Annotated in this window: 16 protein-coding genes; 6 read left to right on the forward strand and 10 right to left on the reverse strand. The window is 67.4% G+C overall.

Annotated features, from left to right (window positions below; translation table 11 throughout):
- Positions 1-28 precede the first annotated feature (28 nt).
- The 9 genes from rpe to UAA55_RS13585 form a co-directional block, all read right to left on the reverse strand.
- Positions 29-679, reverse strand: coding sequence for a ribulose-phosphate 3-epimerase (gene rpe / locus UAA55_RS13550; protein WP_322953377.1), 651 nt, complete (start codon positions 677-679; stop codon positions 29-31).
- The gene (gene cbbX / locus UAA55_RS13555) at positions 676-1,662 is read right to left on the reverse strand and encodes a CbbX protein (RefSeq protein WP_322953380.1); all 987 of its coding nucleotides are present in this window, start codon (positions 1,660-1,662) and stop codon (positions 676-678) included. Before cbbX ends, rpe begins: the two co-directional genes overlap by 4 nt.
- Positions 1,662-2,081: a ribulose bisphosphate carboxylase small subunit gene (locus UAA55_RS13560; protein ID WP_322953381.1), complete on the reverse strand. Its 420-nt coding sequence runs from the start codon at positions 2,079-2,081 to the stop codon at positions 1,662-1,664. Before UAA55_RS13560 ends, cbbX begins: the two co-directional genes overlap by 1 nt.
- 144 nt (positions 2,082-2,225) lie before the next feature.
- On the reverse strand, positions 2,226-3,683 hold the full coding sequence (locus tag UAA55_RS13565; RefSeq protein ID WP_322953383.1) for a form I ribulose bisphosphate carboxylase large subunit: 1,458 nt from the start codon (positions 3,681-3,683) through the stop codon (positions 2,226-2,228).
- A 136-nt stretch (positions 3,684-3,819) separates the two neighbouring features.
- The gene (gene fba, locus UAA55_RS13570) at positions 3,820-4,905 is read right to left on the reverse strand and encodes a class II fructose-bisphosphate aldolase (RefSeq protein ID WP_322953385.1); all 1,086 of its coding nucleotides are present in this window, start codon (positions 4,903-4,905) and stop codon (positions 3,820-3,822) included.
- A 130-nt stretch (positions 4,906-5,035) separates the two neighbouring features.
- Positions 5,036-6,988 carry a transketolase gene (gene tkt / locus UAA55_RS13575; protein WP_322954456.1) on the reverse strand — a complete coding sequence of 651 codons (1,953 nt, stop codon included), beginning with the start codon at positions 6,986-6,988 and terminating at the stop codon, positions 5,036-5,038.
- Positions 6,989-7,080: 92 nt separating this feature from the next.
- A complete protein-coding gene (locus UAA55_RS13580; protein WP_463667847.1) occupies positions 7,081-7,656 on the reverse strand; it encodes a hypothetical protein in 576 nt (191 codons plus the stop codon).
- On the reverse strand, positions 7,565-7,954 hold the full coding sequence (locus UAA55_RS31470; protein ID WP_463667848.1) for a nucleoside/nucleotide kinase family protein: 390 nt from the start codon (positions 7,952-7,954) through the stop codon (positions 7,565-7,567). Before UAA55_RS31470 ends, UAA55_RS13580 begins: the two co-directional genes overlap by 92 nt.
- Positions 7,955-7,971: 17 nt before the next feature.
- Entirely contained in the window at positions 7,972-9,090 is a 1,119-nt protein-coding gene (locus tag UAA55_RS13585) for a class 1 fructose-bisphosphatase (protein WP_322953387.1), read from the reverse strand.
- Positions 9,091-9,227: 137 nt separating this feature from the next.
- Here UAA55_RS13585 and UAA55_RS13590 point away from each other — a divergent pair, with 137 nt between their 5' ends.
- From UAA55_RS13590 to UAA55_RS13615, 6 genes are all read left to right on the forward strand, one after another.
- Positions 9,228-10,148 carry a LysR family transcriptional regulator gene (locus UAA55_RS13590; protein WP_322953388.1) on the forward strand — a complete coding sequence of 307 codons (921 nt, stop codon included), beginning with the start codon at positions 9,228-9,230 and terminating at the stop codon, positions 10,146-10,148.
- Between the two features lie 79 nt (positions 10,149-10,227).
- Positions 10,228-10,713 carry a hypothetical protein gene (locus tag UAA55_RS13595; protein ID WP_322953389.1) on the forward strand — a complete coding sequence of 162 codons (486 nt, stop codon included), beginning with the start codon at positions 10,228-10,230 and terminating at the stop codon, positions 10,711-10,713.
- A 98-nt stretch (positions 10,714-10,811) separates the two neighbouring features.
- Positions 10,812-11,288 carry a hypothetical protein gene (locus UAA55_RS13600; protein ID WP_322953390.1) on the forward strand — a complete coding sequence of 159 codons (477 nt, stop codon included), beginning with the start codon at positions 10,812-10,814 and terminating at the stop codon, positions 11,286-11,288.
- Positions 11,289-11,385: 97 nt separating this feature from the next.
- Positions 11,386-11,613 carry a hypothetical protein gene (locus UAA55_RS13605; protein ID WP_322953391.1) on the forward strand — a complete coding sequence of 76 codons (228 nt, stop codon included), beginning with the start codon at positions 11,386-11,388 and terminating at the stop codon, positions 11,611-11,613.
- Between the two features lie 52 nt (positions 11,614-11,665).
- Positions 11,666-12,568 carry an aldo/keto reductase gene (locus UAA55_RS13610; RefSeq protein WP_322953392.1) on the forward strand — a complete coding sequence of 301 codons (903 nt, stop codon included), beginning with the start codon at positions 11,666-11,668 and terminating at the stop codon, positions 12,566-12,568.
- Positions 12,569-12,826: 258 nt separating this feature from the next.
- On the forward strand, positions 12,827-14,044 hold the full coding sequence (locus tag UAA55_RS13615) for a Fic family protein (RefSeq protein WP_322953393.1): 1,218 nt from the start codon (positions 12,827-12,829) through the stop codon (positions 14,042-14,044).
- 132 nt (positions 14,045-14,176) lie between these two features.
- Here UAA55_RS13615 and UAA55_RS13620 read toward each other — a convergent pair whose 3' ends face one another.
- On the reverse strand, positions 14,177-17,932 hold the full coding sequence (locus UAA55_RS13620) for a vitamin B12-dependent ribonucleotide reductase (RefSeq protein WP_322953394.1): 3,756 nt from the start codon (positions 17,930-17,932) through the stop codon (positions 14,177-14,179).
- Positions 17,933-18,251: the final 319 nt, after the last annotated feature.

Consider the following 18,251-nt stretch of genomic DNA (forward strand, 5'->3'; position numbering starts at 1 on the left):
TGCTAGAGGGGTGATGGGCTATTGCCACCTATCCGCGCAACGCCGCGATGTTGGCCTGATAACGGCCCGCTCCGCCCCGGAATACGGCGGAGCCCGCCACCAGCACCTCGGCCCCCGCCTGCACGCACAGGCGCGCCGTCTCGGCGTTCACCCCGCCGTCGACCTCGATCTGGATGGGCCGCCGGCCGATCATCGTACGCAGGGCCTGGATCTTGGGGATCATGGCGGGGATGAAGGACTGGCCGCCGAAGCCGGGGTTCACGGTCATGACCAGCACCAGGTCCAGCCGGTCCAGCACGTAGGCGACCGTGCTCTCTGGCGTGGACGGGTTCAGCGCCACGCCGGCCTTCTTCCCCAGGCCGCGGATACGTTCCAGCGTGCGGTCCAGGTGGGTGGTGGCCTCCGCCTGCACGGTGATGATGTCGGCGCCGGCCTCGGCGAAGGCCTCCAGGTAAGGATCGACCGGGCTGATCATCAGATGCACGTCGAAGGGGTGCCGCGTGTGGGGGCGCAGGGCCTTCACCACGGCGGGGCCGATGGTGAGGTTGGGGACGAAGTGGCCGTCCATGACGTCGACATGGATGTAGTCGGCCCCCGCCGCCGTGATGGCCCGCACCTCCGTCCCTAAGCTGGCGAAGTCGGCGGACAGGATGCTGGGCGCGATCAAGGGCTGGGTCATGACGCCGCCTCCCACTCTCCCGTCTGGCTGTCCGGGCTGCCGGCGAACACCCGGCTGGCCAGGATGTCCTCTGCCTCGATCACCGTCAGGTCGTCCACCGACAGCGGGCCATCCTCACGCCGGAACAGGCGACTGGCCTGGCGCAGGCGGGCGCGATCCAGGGCGTTGCGGATGGACCGGCCGTTGGCGAAATGCGGCTGGCCCCGCCGCAGGGCGATGTACTGGGCGAACACCGTCCGGGCCCGGGGGCTGAGGCGGTAGTTCATGGTTTCCAGCTGTCGCTCCCCGATCTCCAGCAACTCCTCCTCGCCATAGTCGGGGAAATCGATGTGGTGGGCGACGCGGGAGCGGAAGCCGGGATTGGCCTGGAAGAAGCGCTCCATGCGATCGGCGTAACCGGCCAGGATGACCACCAGGTCGTCACGCTGGTTCTCCATGACCTGAAGCAGGATCTCGATGGCCTCCTGCCCATAGTCGCGCTCGTTTTCTGGCCGGTAGAGGTAGTACGCCTCATCGATGAACAGCACGCCGCCGGCTGCGCGCTTCAGCACCTCCTTGGTCTTGGGCGCGGTGTGGCCGATGTATTGGCCCACCAGGTCATCGCGGGTGACGGTCACCAGGTGCCCGCGCCGGACATAACCCAGCCGGTGCAGGATGGCCGCCATCTTCAGCGCCAGGGTGGTCTTGCCCGTGCCGGGATTGCCGGTGAAGCTCATGTGCAGGGTGGGCGCGCCCACCGCCAAGCCGAAGCGCTGGCGCGCCCTGTCCACCAGCAGCAGGGCGGCGATCTCGCGCAGGCGTCCCTTGATGGGCGCCAGGCCCACCATTTCCCGGTCCAGCTGGTCGAAGATCTCCGGCAGGCCGGAGGCCTCGAAGTCGTTGCGTAGATCCACCGCTCCTGGGGCCGCCCCAGGGGCCGCCCCAGGGGCCGCCGGCGCCGCGTCGGCGGCGTCCGGCGGGATTGCCATGAGGGTCGCGGCCATCACGAATACCGCTCCCCTTCCGGCAACTGGGTGGCGTAGGACCGAGTGGTGTAGCGGACGCGCCGGCCGTCGCTTTCCTGGCGTTCCAGGGCGAAACCGGGCTCGTTGGCGGGCCGGTTGACGATGAAGGACAGGCGCACGCTCTCCCACCCGTGGCTGGCGTCGAAGCCGGAGATGCGGATGTAGCGGTCGCCGTAGATCTTGCGGCAGGACGCCAGCTCGCCCATGACGCCCGCGGCGTCGCGGATGTCGAACATGGGCAGGCCCCACATGTCCCAATAGGTGTTGCGGGGGTGCGGGTCGTCGGTGAACTCGATGTTCACCGCCCAGCCCTGGTCGATGCAGTACTGCACCTGGGCCGTGATCTGCTCGTCCGTCAGGTCGGGCAGGAAGGAGAAGGTTCCTTGGGTGAGGCGCATGACGATTTCCTCGGTCGAAGGTGAGGTGCACCGGCGGCTTTCATGCCGCCGGAGGCTGGCGACTGCCGGGCCATTTACGTCTCTGGGGACCGGTCAGGTCCGTAAGGCAAGGCCGCGGATGCGGCCGCCCGCCGTTTGAGGGCGTCAACCAGCAACGCTGGCGGTCGGCACAAAGTCCGGCGCGTCGGTCGAGGTGTAGTTGAAGGTCACGTCCTTCCAGACGTCCAAGGCCTGGCGCAGGGGCGTGCAGTGGCGGCTGGCGGCGGCCAGGATGTCCGGGCCTTCGTTGACGATGTCGCGGCCCTCGTTGCGGGCCAGCACCATGGCTTCCAGCGCCACGCGGTTGGCGGTGGCGCCGGCCTGGATGCCCATGGGGTGGCCGATGGTGCCGCCGCCGAACTGCAGCACCACGTCATCACCGAAGAGATCCAGCAGCTGGTGCATCTGCCCGGCATGGATGCCGCCCGAGGCCACCGGCATGGTCTTGCGCAGCGAGGCGAAGGACTGGTCGAAGAAGATGCCGTTCTCCAGCCGCTGGGGCAGGAAGTCCTCGCGGCAAATGTCGTAATAGCCCTTGGTGGTGGCGGGATCACCCTCCAGCTTGCCCACCACGGTGCCGGCATGGATGTGGTCCACGCCCGCCAGGCGCATCCATTTGGCGATGACGCGGAAGGAGACGCCGTGGCTCTTCTGCCGGGTGTAGGTGGAATGCCCGGCGCGGTGCAGGTGCAGCACCATGTCGTTGCGCCGCGCCCATTTGGACATGGACTGGATGGCGGTGTAGCCGATGACCAGGTCGATCATGACGATGCACGAGCCGATGGACTTGGCGAACTCCGCCCGCTCGTACATGTCCTCCATGGTGGCGGCGGTCACGTTCAGGTAGGTGCCCTTGACCTCGCCCGTCACCGCCTGGGCGCGGTTCACCGCCTCCATGCAGTAGAGGAAGCGGTCGCGCCAATGCATGAAGGGCTGGGAATTGATGTTCTCGTCATCCTTGGTGAAGTCCAGGCCGCCCTTCAGCGCCTCATAGACCACGCGGCCATAGTTGCGCCCCGACAGGCCCAGCTTGGGCTTCACCGTGGCGCCCAGCAGGGGACGGCCAAACTTGTCCAACCGTTCCCGTTCCACAACGATGCCGGTGGGCGGCCCGTCGAAGGTCTTCACGTAGGCCACGGGCAGGCGCATGTCCTCCAGCCGCAAGGCCTTCAGGGGCTTGAAGCCGAAGACGTTGCCGATGATGGACGCCGTCAGGTTGGCAATCGATCCGGGTTCGAAAAGATCCATGTCATAGGCGATGTAGGCGAACCAGCTCTCGGGCGATCCGGGTACCGGTTCCACCCTGTGCGCCTTGGCGCGGTACTTGTCGCAGGCCGTCAGCCGATCGGTCCACACCACGGTCCAGGTGGCGGTGGAGGATTCGCCGGCCACGGCCGCCGCCGCTTCGATGGGGTCCACCCCGTCCTGCGGCGTGATGCGGAAGACGGCGATGACGTCCGTGTCCTTGGGCACGTAGTCCGGCTGCCAGTAGCCCATGTCCTGGTACTTCATGACCCCGGCGGCGTAACGGTCGCGGCGGTCCCGCTTGTCGATCGCGTTCATGTTCTTCCTCCTCAAGCGCCGGCGGGGCATCCGCCCCTTGGGCTATCGATTTCCAGTCCGCTGACGCTCCCCGGAAATCTCCGGCGGCCCCGGTCGGGGCCTAGGGTTGAGGTGCGTGGCGGGGCGGTGGTGGTGGTTACTCGGCCGCGACCGGTGTGCTGCCCAGGCGCGGGTCCAGCGCGCCGGTGGCGTAGCGCTTGGCCATGGCGGCCATGGGCAAGGGCGTGATGCGGCTGGCGTTGCCGGCGGCGCCGAATTGTTCGAAGCGGTCCCGGCACAGCGCCTTCATGGCGTCCATGGCCGGCTTCAGGAACTTGCGCGGATCGAACTCCGCCGGGTTCTGCGTGGCGGTCTTGCGGAACTGCACCGCCATGGCCAGGCGGCAGTCGGTATCGATGTTGATCTTGCGCACCCCAAGACGGATGCCGCGCACGATCTCCTCCACCGGCACGCCCCAGGTGCGGGGCATCTGGCCGCCATAGGCGTTGAACAGGTCCTGCAGCTCCTGCGGGACGGAGGAGCTGCCGTGCATCACCAAATGGGTGTTGGGCAGCCGCTCATGGATGGCCTCCACCACGTCCATGGCCAGGATGTCGCCATCCGGTTGGCGTGAGAATTTATAGGCGCCATGGGATGTGCCCATGGCGATGGCCAGGGCGTCCACGCGGGTGGCGGCCACGAAGTCCAGCGCCTGGTCGGGATTGGTGCACAGCTGGTCCAGCGACAGCACGCCCTCGGCGCCGTGGCCGTCCTCCGCCTCGCCTTGGCCGGTCTCCAGGCTGCCCAGCACGCCCAGTTCGCCCTCGACCGAGGCGCCCACCCAATGGGCGGCTTCCGCCACGCGGCGGGTGATGTCGACGTTGTAGTCGTAAGGTGCTGGCGTCTTGGCGTCGGCCATCAGCGACCCGTCCATCATGACGGAGGTGAAGCCGTGCTGCAGGGCCGTCAGGCAGGTGGCCTCGCTGTTGCCGTGGTCCTGGTGCAGGCACAGCGGGATGGTGGGGTAGAGCGCCTCCAGCGCGTCGATCATGTGGGCCAGCATGATGTCGCCGGCATAGGACCGGGCGCCCCGGCTGGCCTGCAGGATGACGGGGGCGTCCACCTGGGCGGCGGCCTCCATGACCGCCAGGCCCTGTTCCATGTTGTTGATGTTGAAGGCCGGCACGCCGTAATCGCGTTCCGCCGCGTGATCCAAGAGCTGACGCAAGGTGATACGGGCCATGGGGTTCCCTTTCGTGTTCCTCAAGCGCCGGCGGGGCGTCCGCCCCTTGGCTATCCTCGATTTCCAGTCCGCCTTCGGCTCCCCGTAAATCTCCGGCGGACGCGGTCGCGTCCCAGGTTTTCCTCAGGTTTCAAGGGGAGGCGACGCGGGCGCGGACGGCGGCCATGATGGCGTCGACGGTGATGCCGAAATGACGGTAGAGGTCCGGCGCGGGGGCGGATGCGCCGAAGCCCCCCATGCCGATGAAGGCGCCCTGGTCGCCCAGCCAGCGGTCCCAGCCGAAGCGCACCGCCGCCTCCACCCCGATGCGGGGCGCTGAGCCCAGCACCAGGGCGCGGTTGGCGGGCGGCTGCCGCTCGAACAGTTCCCAGCAGGGCATGGACACCACGGCGGCGGCGATGCCCTCTTCGGCCAAGCGCTCCGCCGCCTCCACCGCCAACGCCACCTCCGACCCCGTGGCCAGCAGGGTGGCGTCGCGCGGGCCGTCAGTCTCGCGCAGGATGTAGGCGCCGGTGGCGCTGCGGTTCCAGGAGGCGTCCCGGCGCAGGGTGGGCAGGTCCTGGCGCGACAGGCACAGGGCCGACGGCGTGCCGGGACTGGTCAGCGCCAGCTCCCAGCACTCCGCCGTCTCCACCGCGTCGCCCGGGCGGAAGACGTGCAGGTTGGGTGTCGCCCGCAGCATGGCCAGATGTTCCACCGGCTGGTGGGTGGGTCCGTCCTCCCCCAGGCCGATGCTGTCATGGGTCAGCACATGGATGACGCGCACGCCCATCAGGGCCGACAGGCGGATGGCGCCCCGGGCGTAGTCGGAAAACACCAGGAAGGTGCCGCCGTAGGGAATGACGCCGCCATGCAAGGCCAGACCGTTCATAACGGCGGCCATGGCGTGCTCGCGAATGCCATAGTGGATGTAGCGCCCGGCGTAAGCGCCGGCGTCCAGCACCCCCATTCCCTTGGTCTGGGTCAGGTTGGAATGGGTGAGGTCGGCGGAGCCGCCCACCGTCAGGTCGGTGGCGGCGTTCACCACCCCCAACACCAGCTGCGAGGCCTTGCGCGTGGCCATCCGGGGCCGCGTTTCCACCAGTTCCTGGCGGTAGGCGGCCAGGGCGTCGGCCACGGCCGCTCCCGGCTCCGCCGCCATGACCCGCCAGAAATCGGCGCGGGCCGGGTGGCTGGCCACGCGCCGCTCCCAGGCCTCGCGCGCTTCCGCGCCGGCCTGGCCCACGGCACGCCAGGAGTCCCGGATGTCGTCCGGCACGGTGAAGGGCGGGCTGTCCCAGCCCAGGGCCGATGCCGCGGCCTGCGCTTCCTCAGCCCCCAGAGGGGCGCCGTGCACGCCGCAGGTGCCGGCCTTGGTGGGGGCGCCATAGCCGATGACGCTGCGGCAGGCGACCAGGGTGGGGCGGTCGCTGGCCCGGGCGCGGTCCAGGGCCGCCTCGATGGCCTCATGGTCGTAGGCGTCCACCCGCTCCACCGCCCAGCCGGAAGCGGCGAAGCGGGCCATCTGGTCGGTGCGGGTGGACAGGCCGGTGGGCCCGTCGATTGAAATGCCGTTGTCGTCCCAGAGCACCACCAGGCGGGACAGGGCCAGGTGGCCGGCCAGGTCGATGGCCTCCTGGCTGATGCCCTCCATCAGGCAGCCGTCGCCGGCGATGACATAGGTGCGGTGGTCGACCAGGGCGTCGCCGAAGCGGGCGTTCAGGTGACGCTCCGCCAATGCCATGCCCACGGCGGTGGTGATGCCCTGGCCCAGGGGGCCGGTGGTGGTCTCAATGCCCTGGGCGTGGCCGTATTCCGGATGCCCCGCCGCCCTGGACCCCAGCTGGCGGAAGCGCTTCAGCTCCTGCACCCCCATGTCGGCGTAGCCCAGCAGATGATGCAGGGCGTACTGCAGCATGCTGCCGTGGCCGGCCGACAGGACGAAGCGATCGCGGTCGGGCCAGTCGGGGCGGGCGGGATCGATGCGCATCACCCGGGCGAACAGCACGGTGGCGACGTCGGCCATGCCCATGGGCATGCCGGGATGGCCGGATTTCGCCGCCTCCACCCCCGCCACGGCCAGCATGCGCACGGCGTTGGCCATGTCGGCCAGATCGGGGGCGGCCTGGGGGTCGGCCTGGGGGTGGGTGGTCTCGACCTGGCGCAGCGATAGGGTCGGGGTCATGCCTGCCTCCTTCAGCCGGCGCGGCGTTTGCGTTCGACCAGCTGCAGGATCAGCGGCGTCAGGATCAGCTGCATGGCCAGGTCGAGCTTGCCGCCCGGGATGACGATGGAATTGGCGCGCGACATGAAGCTGCCGGCGATCATGGACAGCAGGTAGGGGAAGTCGATGCCGCGCGGATTGCGGAAGCGGATGACGACGATGGATTCGTCCGGGGTCGGTATCCAACGGGCGATGAAGGGGTTGGAGGTGTCGACCGTGGGCACCCGTTGGAAATTGATGTCCGTCTGCGTGAACTGCGGGCAGATGTAGCGGACATAGTCCGGCATGCGCCGCAGGATGGTGGTCATGACGTCGTCGGTGCTGTAACCCCGCGCGGTACGGTCGCGATGGATCTTCTGGATCCATTCCAGGTTGATCACCGGCACGACGCCGATCTTCAGATCCGCGTGACCGGCGATGTCATAGCCGTCGGCCACCACCGCGCCATGCAAGCCCTCATAGAACAGCAGGTCGCTGGGGCCCGGCAGCTCCTCCCACGGGGTGAAGGTGCCGGGGGCAGCCGTAATGCTCCGCTTCCGCCGCGTCATGGACATAGTGGCGGGTGCGGCCCGTGCCCTCGTCGCCATAGCGGCGGAACAGCTCCTGCAACTCGCCCAGCAGGTTGGCGTGGGGGCCGAAATGGCTGAAATGGTGGTCGCCGTCCTTGTCGGCCTGGGCGATGGCCTGCTTCATCTGGGCGCGGTCATAGCGGTGATAGGCGTCGCCATCGATGCAGACGGCGTTCACCCCCTCGCGTCGGAAAACATGTTCGAAAATCTGGCGCACGCTGGTGGTGCCGGCGCCCGACGAGCCGGTGACGGAAATGATGGGATGGCGGATGGACATGCTGTCGGTCCTTTTCGTCAGGCGCGCAGCAGGCCGCGCTGCCCGAACAGGGGGGCGCGGTCGGCCAGGATGGGCGGGGCGGCATGGTGGTCGGCCACCCGCTCCACCTCGGCGCGTGAGCCGAAGACCAGGGCCGTGCGCTCATGCAGGTGGCCGGGCGTCAGGTCCAGGATGCGGGTCCGCCCATCGGTGGCGGCCCCGCCCGCCTGCTCGATGACCAGGGCGATGGGATTGGCCTCGTAGACCAGGCGCAGGCGGCCGGTGCGATAGCCGGGGCGCTCGTCGGTCGGATAGAGATAGACCCCGCCCCGCCGCAGGATGCGGAAGGCGTCGGCCACCAGGGACGCGATCCAGCGCATGTTGTAGTTCTTGGCCCGCGGTCCGTCCGACCCCGCCAGGCAATCGTCGATATAGCCCCGGATGCTGGGTGCCCAATGCCGCTGGTTCGACGCGTTGATGGCGAATTCCTTGGTTTCCGCCGCCACCGTGATGGGGCCGGCCATGCGCACGAACTCGGCCGTGGGCGTGGGCGGGGGCGGCGCGGCCCAGCCGTTGCCGGCCTGCACCGACACCACGGGCGCCACCGGCCGCTTGTCCAGAAAGAAGATCTCGGTGCCCGATCCCAGGGTCAGGACCAGGGCGGTCTGGGGCCCGTAGACCAGGAAGCCCGCCGCCAGCTGGCGGTGCCCGGGCTGCAGCAGCGAGGCCGCCGGATCGCCGGCATCCTCCACGCCCAGGATGGAGAAGATGGTGCCGACCGAGACGTTGGTTTCGATGTTGCTGGACCCATCCAGGGGATCGATGGCCACCGCCAGCGTGCCCGCCGGGTTGAGCAAGACGGGGGCGTCGGCCTCCTCCGACCCCACCACCGCCACCGGGGCCGCGGCCAGGCGGTCGATGACGATGTCGTGGGCGCGCAGGTCCAGTTCCTTCTGGGTGTCGCCGTTGCTTTCGCCGCGGACGGCCGCCATCTCGCCCGCCAGGGGGCCCATGGCCACCAGGTCGGCGATGGCCAGGCCGGCGTCGGCCAGGGCCAGGATGGTGCGGACCACGTCCGCCCGCCGATGCGCCGCGCCGTTGTGAGTAGCGTTGCTCCAGCCTACCAGATGCCGTGCCAATGTCGTGGCGTCCGCCATGATGTCCTCCCGCTGTGGCCGGGTTCTTCGTCCCCGTGTCGTTCGTTAGGGGGAGTGTGCGGACGATTGCGCCATTAGAAAATTCGAATAAACTTAGCGCCAGGTTCAATTTTCCTGAAAACGATGCCGAGGACCCCATGCGCAACGTGACGCTGAAGCAACTGCGCGCCCTGGCGGCGGTGGCGGAAACGGGCTCGGTGACGGCGGCGGCCAAACGCCTGCACGTGACGCCGCCGGCCGTCACCATGCAGGTGCAGGCGCTGGAAGACCTGCTGGGCGTGCCGCTGCTGGACCGGCTGGGCGAGCGCTTCAAGCCGACCGACGCGGGGCGCGAGGTCATCGAGACGGCGACCCGCATCGAGGCGGAGCTGCACAACTGTGCCGCCGCGATGGAGGCCCTGCGCAATCTCTCCGGCGGCCGGGTGGCGGTGGGGGTGGTCAGCACCGCCAAGTACTTCGCGCCCTACGCCCTGGGCGCCTTCCGCGCCGAATACCCGCAGATCGAGTTGTCGCTGATGGTGGGCAACCGCGAGGACGTCATCGCGGCGCTGAAGGCCGACAGCATCGACATCGCCATCATGGGCCGCCCACCCAGGGATCTGCAGGTGGACATGCATGCCATCGGCGACCACCCGCACATCATGATCGCCCCGCCGCACCACCCGCTGGTGGGCCGCCGCCACCTGAAGCTGGCGGAATTCGCGCATGAGACCTTCCTGGTGCGCGAGGTCGGGTCCGGCACCCGCATGCTGATGGAATGGTTCTTCGCCCAGGCCGACCTGCATCCCCCAATCAGCATGGAGGTGGGCAGCAATGAGACGGTGAAGCAGGCGGTGATGGCCGGCCTGGGCCTGTCCTTCATCTCCGCCCACACCATCGCCGCGGAACTGGAAAGCGGTCGCCTGGCGCCCCTGGATGTGGAAGGCCTGCCCATCGTGCGCCAGTGGTTCCTGGCCAAGCGGTCCGACAAGCGCCTGGCCCCGGCGGCGGCGGCCGTCAAGGCATTCCTGGTGGAACGGGGCCGGGAATTCCTGCCCAGCGTGAAGCCCATCGCGTGATGGATATTCTTTAGGGTCGCTTGCGCGAAACGGGCAACGCATTCAATTCTTTGACGGGGCGGGCAGGAGCCGCCCAGCCATGCGGATCAGCCGTCTTCCCGCCGCCGTCCTGTGCCTGTCGACCGTGTGCCTTCCGACCGCCCGCCTGACGGCCGCGTCGACCGAGGGCGTACCGGCCTGCAGCTACCAGGCTTTCGAACCCAGCCCCGGCCGCATGCGGATGGGCTGGGTAACCCTGGATTTGGGGCCGGGCGACAACCCCAGGACGCCGGAGACCTGGCAGGGTCCCATCATCATGACACGGCCGGACCGCAGCTATTGCATCACCGACCTTCACACCGGCGTGCTGCAACGGCCCTTCTTCACCGATGGCCAGAACTTCGTGATGACGACCTACGCGGCCGAACAGCAGACGGTCTTCTTCATCGAGGCCGCCACCTGCCGGGTGCTGTGGAAAAGCCCGGCCTTCACCGGCGGCGTGGCGTTGTCGGCGACCGCCCTGCGCACCGGCCGCAAGACCTGGAAACTGGGGCCGCACTGCCTGCCGGAAGTCGATATCCCCTAGCTGCCCAACGGGGTAATCCGGCGGGGTGGGGTGGCCGGATGACGTGCGCGGGTGGATCTCTTGATCGAGACAGGCTTCCCTAACGACAGGTGCGCCCCATGAACGCTTTCGCCAAAGCCCGGGTCCCCTTGGCCACCCTGCTGGCCGCCACCGTTTCCGTCGCCGCCCAGGCGGCCCCCCAGCGCCGCTTGCCCGTGGTCTGCCCCTATCAGCCGGTGGAACCCGCGTCCGGCAAGGTCCGCGCCGATGTCCTGACGCTGGACCTGGGCCCCTCCGCCAATGGGGATGGCAAGTCGTGGAGGGGGCCGTTGACCATCACCCAGCAGGATGGCACCACCTGCACCGCCGATGCCGCCGTGGGCCCCATCGAGGGCACGCTGTACAGCGACGGCCAGCACCTGCTGGTGACCACCTCGGCCGGCGGCAGCCGCAGGCTGTTCGTGCTCAGCACCACCAGTTGCCAGCCCCTGTGGAAAAGCAACAGCTTCACCGGTGCCGTCTACCTGAAGGACGGCCAGCTCTACACCGGCAAGACCGCCAACAAGCTGAACCCGGACTGCCTGCCGCTGCCGTGACGGCGCCGGGTCGCTCCTTTTTGTGAAATGCCGCTGGCGGCGCGCCTCCCCTTTGGGTGATGATCCCCCAAATTCCGTGAGGGAGCGCGCGCCACCAATGATCGACCAGAACGGCCAGCCCGTCCGCAAGGCGGCGCTCAAGACCTATCTTGAGACCTATAACGCCGGCGCGCGCGGCTCCAAGGAGTTCGGCGGCCTGCCGCGGGCCCTGGTGATCATTTGCGACGGGCTGGTGCTCGGCAAGACCACCTATGTGAAGTGCATGGACGGTCAGGTGCAGCTGTCCCGCCGCAAGGACGGCTCGGTGGTGGGCGGCGGGCTGTAGCCGGCGCCCCCCGATAGGTCGGCCATTGGAAAGATGGGATAGGGATCAGGACATGCTGGGACGTCGTACTGTGCTCGCCGGCGGCGCCGCCGCCGCGGTCGCGCTGGCTTTCGGGGGCGGGCGCTGGGCCCTGGCCGTTGAGGCGCCCGCCATCCCCACGGTGCCGCTGGGCAACGGCGTAGTCATGCCGGCCCTGGGCTTCGGCACCTACGGCCTGCGCGGCGACGTCTGCCGCGAAAGCGTGGCCGACGCCATCGCCGCCGGCTACCGCCTGATCGACACCGCCAAGGTCTACGTCAACGAGGAAGAGGTCGGCGCCGGCATCCGGGACAGCGGCATCGACCGCAAGGCCCTGTTCGTGACCTCCAAGATCTGGGTCGATGACGCCGGCTATGAGTCCGGCAAGCGCGCCTTCCAGACCACCTTGGACAAGCTGGGCCTCGACTATCTCGACCTCTATCTCATCCACCGGCCGCGCGGCGACCTCGCGGGTGCCTGGCGGGGCATGGAGGAACTGCACAAGGCGGGCAAGATCAGGGCCATCGGCGTCAGCAACTTCGACGACGCCCAGCTGGCCGGCCTGATGGCCCACGCCACGGTGAAGCCCGCCGTCAACCAGGTTGAAACCCACCCCTACTTCCAGGAGACGGCGGCGCTCGGCTCCCTGACGGCCGCCGGCATCCGTATGGAGGCATGGGCCCCCTTCGCCGAGGGCCGCAACGGCCTGTTCACCAACCCCACCCTGCAGGCCATCGGCCGCACGCACGGCAAGACCGCCGCCCAGGTCACCTTGCGCTGGCATCACCAGCGCGGCGTGATCGCCATCCCCCGCTCCTCCAACCCGGCCCACCGGCGGGAGAACCTGGCCATCTTCGACTTCCATCTGGACGCCGACGAGATGGGCCAGATCGCTAGGCTGGACCTCAATCGGTCGCAGTTTCCGGAATGGACGTGAGGGGGCCCGCCGCCAGTACGCATGCCTGATTTTCTTTGACTTACACCGGGGCCAGGGTCACATAAGTCCTCATCCGGGCACCGTCGCGTTTCCCATCACATCGGCAATTCTGGCCAATGTGACGTTTATTTTCGTTTTGAAAACATAATGTTATTATGGATTCCCGGATCGGCAGCCTATATCGGCACACTTCTTAAAATCACGTCCATTTTCCTTTATATTACAGGCGGTTGACCTCTTTTTAGATCGGCAATGGCAATGGCGGATATTATCGAGGCGGTGACACGCATCGAGCCTTGTTTCATTGAAGCGGTGTCGCCGGAAACGACCGATGTTGTCGCCATGATCGCTTCTGCATCAACCGAACTTGGCAACAGGGTTCATCCCAAGACGGCGACGAGCCTGCGCTTTCTTGTGCGCCTTATGAATTCCTTCTACAGCAACCTTATCGAGGGACATAAAACTCACCCCCGGGACATCGAACGCGCGCTCACTGGGGAAGCCCACCCGGGGGCGGAAGGCGTGCCTGATAACGCTAGTCGGCGCGACCTGCTGACGGAGGCCATCAATCACATCCGTGTCCAGGAACTAATCGACACCGACAAGGCGCTGGTCGAGGGGCGGAGGCAACCGACCTCCCAGGAATTTATCAAATACCTGCACCGTGAGTTTTACCGCCATGCTCCGCCGGAGCATTTACGCATTCAGCATGGCGCCACCTCCTTCACGATGGTACCGGGCGAGTACCGCACCGAGGCTGAGCACGATGTTGTGGTGGGCCGCCATCTGCCGCCATCGAGCCAGCGCGTCGTGGCCTTCATGGAGCGCTTCGAGGAGCGGTATAAGCTTGATCCCACACGCCAGGGCGTACAGATCCTGGCGATGGCGGCCGCCCATCATCGTCTGAACTACATCCATCCGTTCCCGGATGGCAACGGGCGGGTCAGTCGCCTGATGAGCCACGCAATGGCGCGGCAGGCCGGTATCGGTGCCCATGGACTTTGGTCGATCAGCCGGGGTCTCGCGCGCGGGCTGGAAAGCCGGGGCGACTACAAGCTTCTCATGGATCATGCCGACATGCCCCGGCAGGGTGATCTTGACGGGCGCGGCAATCTTTCTCTCAAGGCGCTTGTGGCCTTCACGGACTGGTTCCTGAGGGTTTGCCTCGACCAGATCCGGTTCATGGGGTCCTTGTTCGATTTCGTGACACTGGAGCGGAGGCTCGCGGACTATGTCATCCGTCAGGGGCTGCGTCCGGAGGCGAGGGATGTTCTCCACCACCTTTTGCTTCGCGGTGAAATGCCCCGCGGCGACGCTCCTCGCGTTAGCGGCCTTAAGGAGCGAACGGCGCGCCAGCTGGTGTCGGAGCTGGTGGCCAACGGTATTGTTCGATCCGATACGCCGAAGAGCGAGCTTTATCTGAACTTCACTGTTCAGGCGGTCGAAGTGCTCTTTCCGGCGCTTTTTTCAGAATAATAGGCATCTGGAGCCTGGAGGCAAAAAAGGCCGCACCCGAGGGGTGCGACCTTTCTTTCTGACGTTTCCGGCCAAACTAAGTGACGTTTGGCCAAACTCTGTGACGCTTCACAACAGCCGCCCGCCCCACCCTCAGCTGCACCCGGTCGTGCTGCCGCAGGTGTCGCACTTCAGGCACGTCCCGTTGCGCACCAGGGTCATGTTCTGGCACTCGGGGCAGGGGTCGCCTTCGTAGCCCTTGGCGCGGGCTTCCTTGACCTTTTCCCAGCGGGCGTCGCCGCCGCCGGAGACGGCGCCGCCGTAGCTGGTGCCGGTTACCACTTTTTCAGCACGGCTCAGGGCCGAGAAGGCCTGGGCGGCGCCGTGGGTGCCGGTGGCCACGTGGGTTTCCACGCTGGCGGTCGCGGTGGCCGTCTGGAAGGCGGCGACGGCGCGGCCGGCCTGGCCGCCGGGCAGAACCCGCAGGTTGGGCAGGTTGTTGCGCACATAGCCGGTGGAGGTGATGCGGGCCACCGCGTTCAGCGTCTCCTCCGCCACCTCGGCCGCGTGCGGAGGGAGGTCGCTCTGCTTCACGCCGCCGCCCATGGTGTCGGGCAGGATGTCGTCCGGCGTGGCGTGGGCGAGATCCGTGCGCGACAGATAGCTGATGGCCAGCTCCCGGAACACATAGTCCAGGATGGACGTCGCCATCTTGATGGCGTCGTTGCCCTGCACCATGCCGGCCGGCTCGAAGCGGGTGAAGGTGAAGGCCTCCACATACTCCTCCAGCGGCACGCCGTATTGCAGGCCCAGGCTGATGGCGATGGCGAAATTGTTCATCAGCGAGCGGAAGGCGGCGCCCTCCTTGTGCATGTCGATGAAAATCTCGCCCAGCTTGCCATCCTCGTACTCGCCGGTGCGCAGATAGACCTTGTGGCCGCCGACCGTGGCCTTCTGGGTGTAGCCCTTGCGGCGGTGGGGCAGGCGCTCGCGCTGGGCGCGCACCACCTTCTCAATCACCTTTTCCACGATGCGCTCGGTCACCACCTCGACGCGGACGGCGGCCGGGGCCTCCAGCACCTTTTCCAGCGTGGTCTCGGCGATGGCCTCGTCCTCGTCATCCTCCTCCAGCACCTGGGCGTTCAGCGGCTGGGACAGCTTGCTGCCGTCGCGGTAGAGCGCATTGGCCTTCAGGCCCAGGCTCCACGACAGCATGTAGGCGTCCTTGCATTCCTCCACCGTGGCGTGGTTGGGCATGTTGATGGTCTTGGAGATGGCGCCGGAGATGAAGGGCTGCGACGCCGCCATCATGCGGATGTGGCTTTCCGCCGACAGATAGCGGGTGCCGATCTTGCCGCAGGGGCTGGCGCAGTCGAACACGGGCAGATGCTCGGCCTTCAGGCCCGGCGCGCCCTCCAGGGTCATGGCGCCGCAGCAGTAGACGTTGGCGGCCTCGATCTCGGCCTTGGCGAAGCCCAGGTGGGACAAGAGGTCGAAGCCGAACTCCTCCAGCTTGTGCGCCGGCACGCCCAGGGCCCCGGTCAGGAAGTCGGCGCCCAGCGTCCACTTGTTGAAGGCGAACTTGATGTCGAAGGCGTTGGCCAGGCCCGCTTCCAGCTTCTCCAGCTGTTCCGCGCCGAAGCCCTTGGCCGCCAGCGTCTCATGGTTCACGCCCGGCGCGCCCTTCAGCGTGCCGTGGCCCACGGCATAGCGCTCGATGCGGGCCACGTCCGTCGCGGAATAGCCCAGGCGCGACAGCGCCTCCGGCACCACGCGGTTGATGATCTTGAAGTAGCCGCCGCCGGCCAGCTTCTTGAACTTCACCAGGGCGAAGTCCGGCTCGATGCCGGTGGTGTCGCAGTCCATGACCAGGCCAATGGTGCCGGTGGGGGCGACCACGGTGGCCTGGGCGTTGCGATATCCGTGCTTCTGGCCCAGCTCCAACGCCTCATCCCAGGCGCGGCGGGCGGCCACGATCAGCCGCTGGTCCGGGCAATCCTCGGCATCCAGCGGCACCGGGGTGACCGACAGGCCCTCATACCCCTCCCCGGCGCCATAGGCGGCGCGGCGATGGTTGCGGATGACGCGGAGCATGGCCGTGGCGTTGGGGGCATAACCGGGGAAGGTGCCCAGCTCACCCGCCATCTCGGCGGAGGTGGCATAGGCCACACCGGTCATGATGGCGCTGATGGCGCCGCAGATGGCCCGGCCCTCGGCGCTGTCGTAGGGAATGCCCTCGGCCATCAGCAGGCCGCCGACGTTGGCGAAGCCCAGGCCGAGGGTGCGGTACTCATACGACAGGCGCGCGATCTCCTTGGAGGGGAACTGCGCCATGAGCACGGAGATTTCCAGCGCCACCGTCCACAGCCGGCAGGCGTGGCTGAAGGCGTCGGTGTCGAACGAGCCGTCGGCCCGGCGGAACTCCATCAGGTTCAGGGACGCCAGGTTGCAGGCCGTGTCGTCCAGGAACATGTATTCCGAGCAGGGGTTGGACGCGTTGATGCGGCCGGACTCGGGGCAGGTGTGCCAATCGTTGATGGTGGTGTCGTACTGCACGCCCGGGTCGGCCGACTGCCAGGCGGCATGGCCGATCTTGTCCCACAGGTCGCGGGCCTTCAGCGTCTTGGCCACCTTGCCGTCGGTGCGGCGGATCAGGTTCCAGTCGGCATCCTCCTTCACCGCGCGGATGAAGGCGTCGGGCACGCGGACGGAGTTGTTGGAGTTCTGGCCGGAGACGGTCAGGTAGGCGCTGGAATCCCAGTCCGTGTCATAGGTCTGGAACTCCATCTCCGTATAGCCCTGGCCGGCGAACTGGATGACCCGCTGTATGTAGTTTTCCGGGATCATGACCTTGCGGGCGTCGATGATGGCCCGCTTCAGCGCCTTGTTCTTCGTCGGGTCCAGGCGATCGGCGTCGGGGCCCATGCCTTCCGTCGCCGCCGCCATGATGGCGTTGAGATGCTTGTTGGCCAGCTTGGAGCCCGCCACCAGGGCGCAGACCTTCTGCTCCTCCACCACCTTCCAGTCGATGTAGGCCTCGATGTCCGGGTGGTCCAGGTCCACCGTCACCATCTTGGCGGCGCGCCGGGTGGTGCCGCCCGACTTGATGGCCCCGGCGGCGCGGTCACCGATCTTCAGGAAGCTCATCAGGCCGGAGGACTTGCCGCCGCCGGCCAGCCGCTCGCCATCGCCGCGCAGGCGGGAGAAGTTGGAACCGGTGCCGGAGCCGTACTTGAACAGGCGGGCCTCACGCACCCACAGGTCCATGATGCCGCCCTCGTTCACCAGGTCGTCGGCGACGGACTGGATGAAGCAGGCGTGGGGCTGCGGGTGCTCATAGGCCGAGGTGCTGGCCACCAGCTCGCCGGTCTTGAAGTCGACATAGTGATGGCCCTGCGCGGGGCCGTCGATGCCATAGGCCCAGTGCAGGCCGGTGTTGAACCACTGCGGGCTGTTGGGCGCCGCCATCTGGCGGGCCAGCATGTGGCGCATCTCGTCGAAATAGGCGCTGGCGTCGGCCTCGGAATCGAAATAGCCGCCCTTCCAGCCCCAATAGGCCCAGGTGCCGGCCAGGCGGTCGAAGACCTGGCGGGCGGAGGTCTCGCCGCCCACACGCTCCTTGGCGGGCACATCGGCCAGCGCGTCCTCGTCGGCGACCTGGCGCCACAGGAAGGACGGGACGTCGTTCTCCTCCACCTTCTTCAGGCGGGCCGGCACGCCGGCGCGGCGGAAATACTTCTGGGCCAGGATGTCACAGGCCACCTGGCTCCAGTCCGCCGGCACCTGGATGTCCTTGGCCTGGAAAACCACCGAGCCGTCGGGGTTGCGGATCTCGCTGGTCGCCGTGCGGAAGGCGATCCCCTCGTAAGCGTCCCGACCGTCGACCGTGAACCGTCTTTCGATGCGCATGGTGCCCCGACCCCCGAATGAAATGCCGCGATGGTGGGGTGGGTGTCGCGGGGGCGCCGATTCCGGAGATCGTTGTCCGGACCTGGGGTCCTGGAAACAGGCAAAACCACCCCAAAACCTGGGCTGGTTCCCGGTGCTCTACGCCGCGACAGCACCCCTAGATGCTGTATGTCAGGCAAGCGTATGCCACCATGTTTCGACCATCAACGACATTTTGTGGTCTCTAAAGGGGAGGTGCATACCGGTTGTGGTTGACACTTCGGGTAGGGGGCGATTCTTCAACGAAACCGAGCCTTTCATGGTTTTGGCTCACCTTGGT

The sequence above is a fragment of the Nitrospirillum guanabarense genome (genome assembly GCF_034653355.1).
Taxonomy (GTDB): Bacteria; Pseudomonadota; Alphaproteobacteria; order Azospirillales; family Azospirillaceae; genus Nitrospirillum.

Excerpts from the sequence above, each read along its gene's own strand:
- UAA55_RS13590 (WP_322953388.1), top strand. The coding sequence starts at position 9,228 with ATGCGCAACGTGACGCTGAAGCAACTGCGCGCCCTGGCGGCGGTGGCG.
- tkt (WP_322954456.1), bottom strand. The coding sequence starts at position 6,988 with ATGGCCAACGCCGTGCGCATGCTGGCCGTGGCGGGGGTGGAGGCGGCG.
- UAA55_RS13580 (WP_463667847.1), bottom strand. The coding sequence starts at position 7,656 with ATGACGCGGCGGAAGCGGAGCATTACGGCTGCCCCCGGCACCTTCACC.
- fba (WP_322953385.1), bottom strand. The coding sequence starts at position 4,905 with ATGGCCCGTATCACCTTGCGTCAGCTCTTGGATCACGCGGCGGAACGC.
- UAA55_RS13585 (WP_322953387.1), bottom strand. The coding sequence starts at position 9,090 with ATGGCGGACGCCACGACATTGGCACGGCATCTGGTAGGCTGGAGCAAC.
- UAA55_RS13600 (WP_322953390.1), top strand. The coding sequence starts at position 10,812 with ATGAACGCTTTCGCCAAAGCCCGGGTCCCCTTGGCCACCCTGCTGGCC.
- UAA55_RS13620 (WP_322953394.1), bottom strand. The coding sequence starts at position 17,932 with ATGCGCATCGAAAGACGGTTCACGGTCGACGGTCGGGACGCTTACGAG.
- UAA55_RS13565 (WP_322953383.1), bottom strand. The coding sequence starts at position 3,683 with ATGAACGCGATCGACAAGCGGGACCGCCGCGACCGTTACGCCGCCGGG.
- rpe (WP_322953377.1), bottom strand. The coding sequence starts at position 679 with ATGACCCAGCCCTTGATCGCGCCCAGCATCCTGTCCGCCGACTTCGCC.
- UAA55_RS31470 (WP_463667848.1), bottom strand. The coding sequence starts at position 7,954 with ATGTCCATCCGCCATCCCATCATTTCCGTCACCGGCTCGTCGGGCGCC.
- UAA55_RS13615 (WP_322953393.1), top strand. The coding sequence starts at position 12,827 with ATGGCGGATATTATCGAGGCGGTGACACGCATCGAGCCTTGTTTCATT.
- UAA55_RS13605 (WP_322953391.1), top strand. The coding sequence starts at position 11,386 with ATGATCGACCAGAACGGCCAGCCCGTCCGCAAGGCGGCGCTCAAGACC.
- UAA55_RS13560 (WP_322953381.1), bottom strand. The coding sequence starts at position 2,081 with ATGCGCCTCACCCAAGGAACCTTCTCCTTCCTGCCCGACCTGACGGAC.
- UAA55_RS13610 (WP_322953392.1), top strand. The coding sequence starts at position 11,666 with ATGCTGGGACGTCGTACTGTGCTCGCCGGCGGCGCCGCCGCCGCGGTC.
- UAA55_RS13595 (WP_322953389.1), top strand. The coding sequence starts at position 10,228 with ATGCGGATCAGCCGTCTTCCCGCCGCCGTCCTGTGCCTGTCGACCGTG.
- cbbX (WP_322953380.1), bottom strand. The coding sequence starts at position 1,662 with ATGGCCGCGACCCTCATGGCAATCCCGCCGGACGCCGCCGACGCGGCG.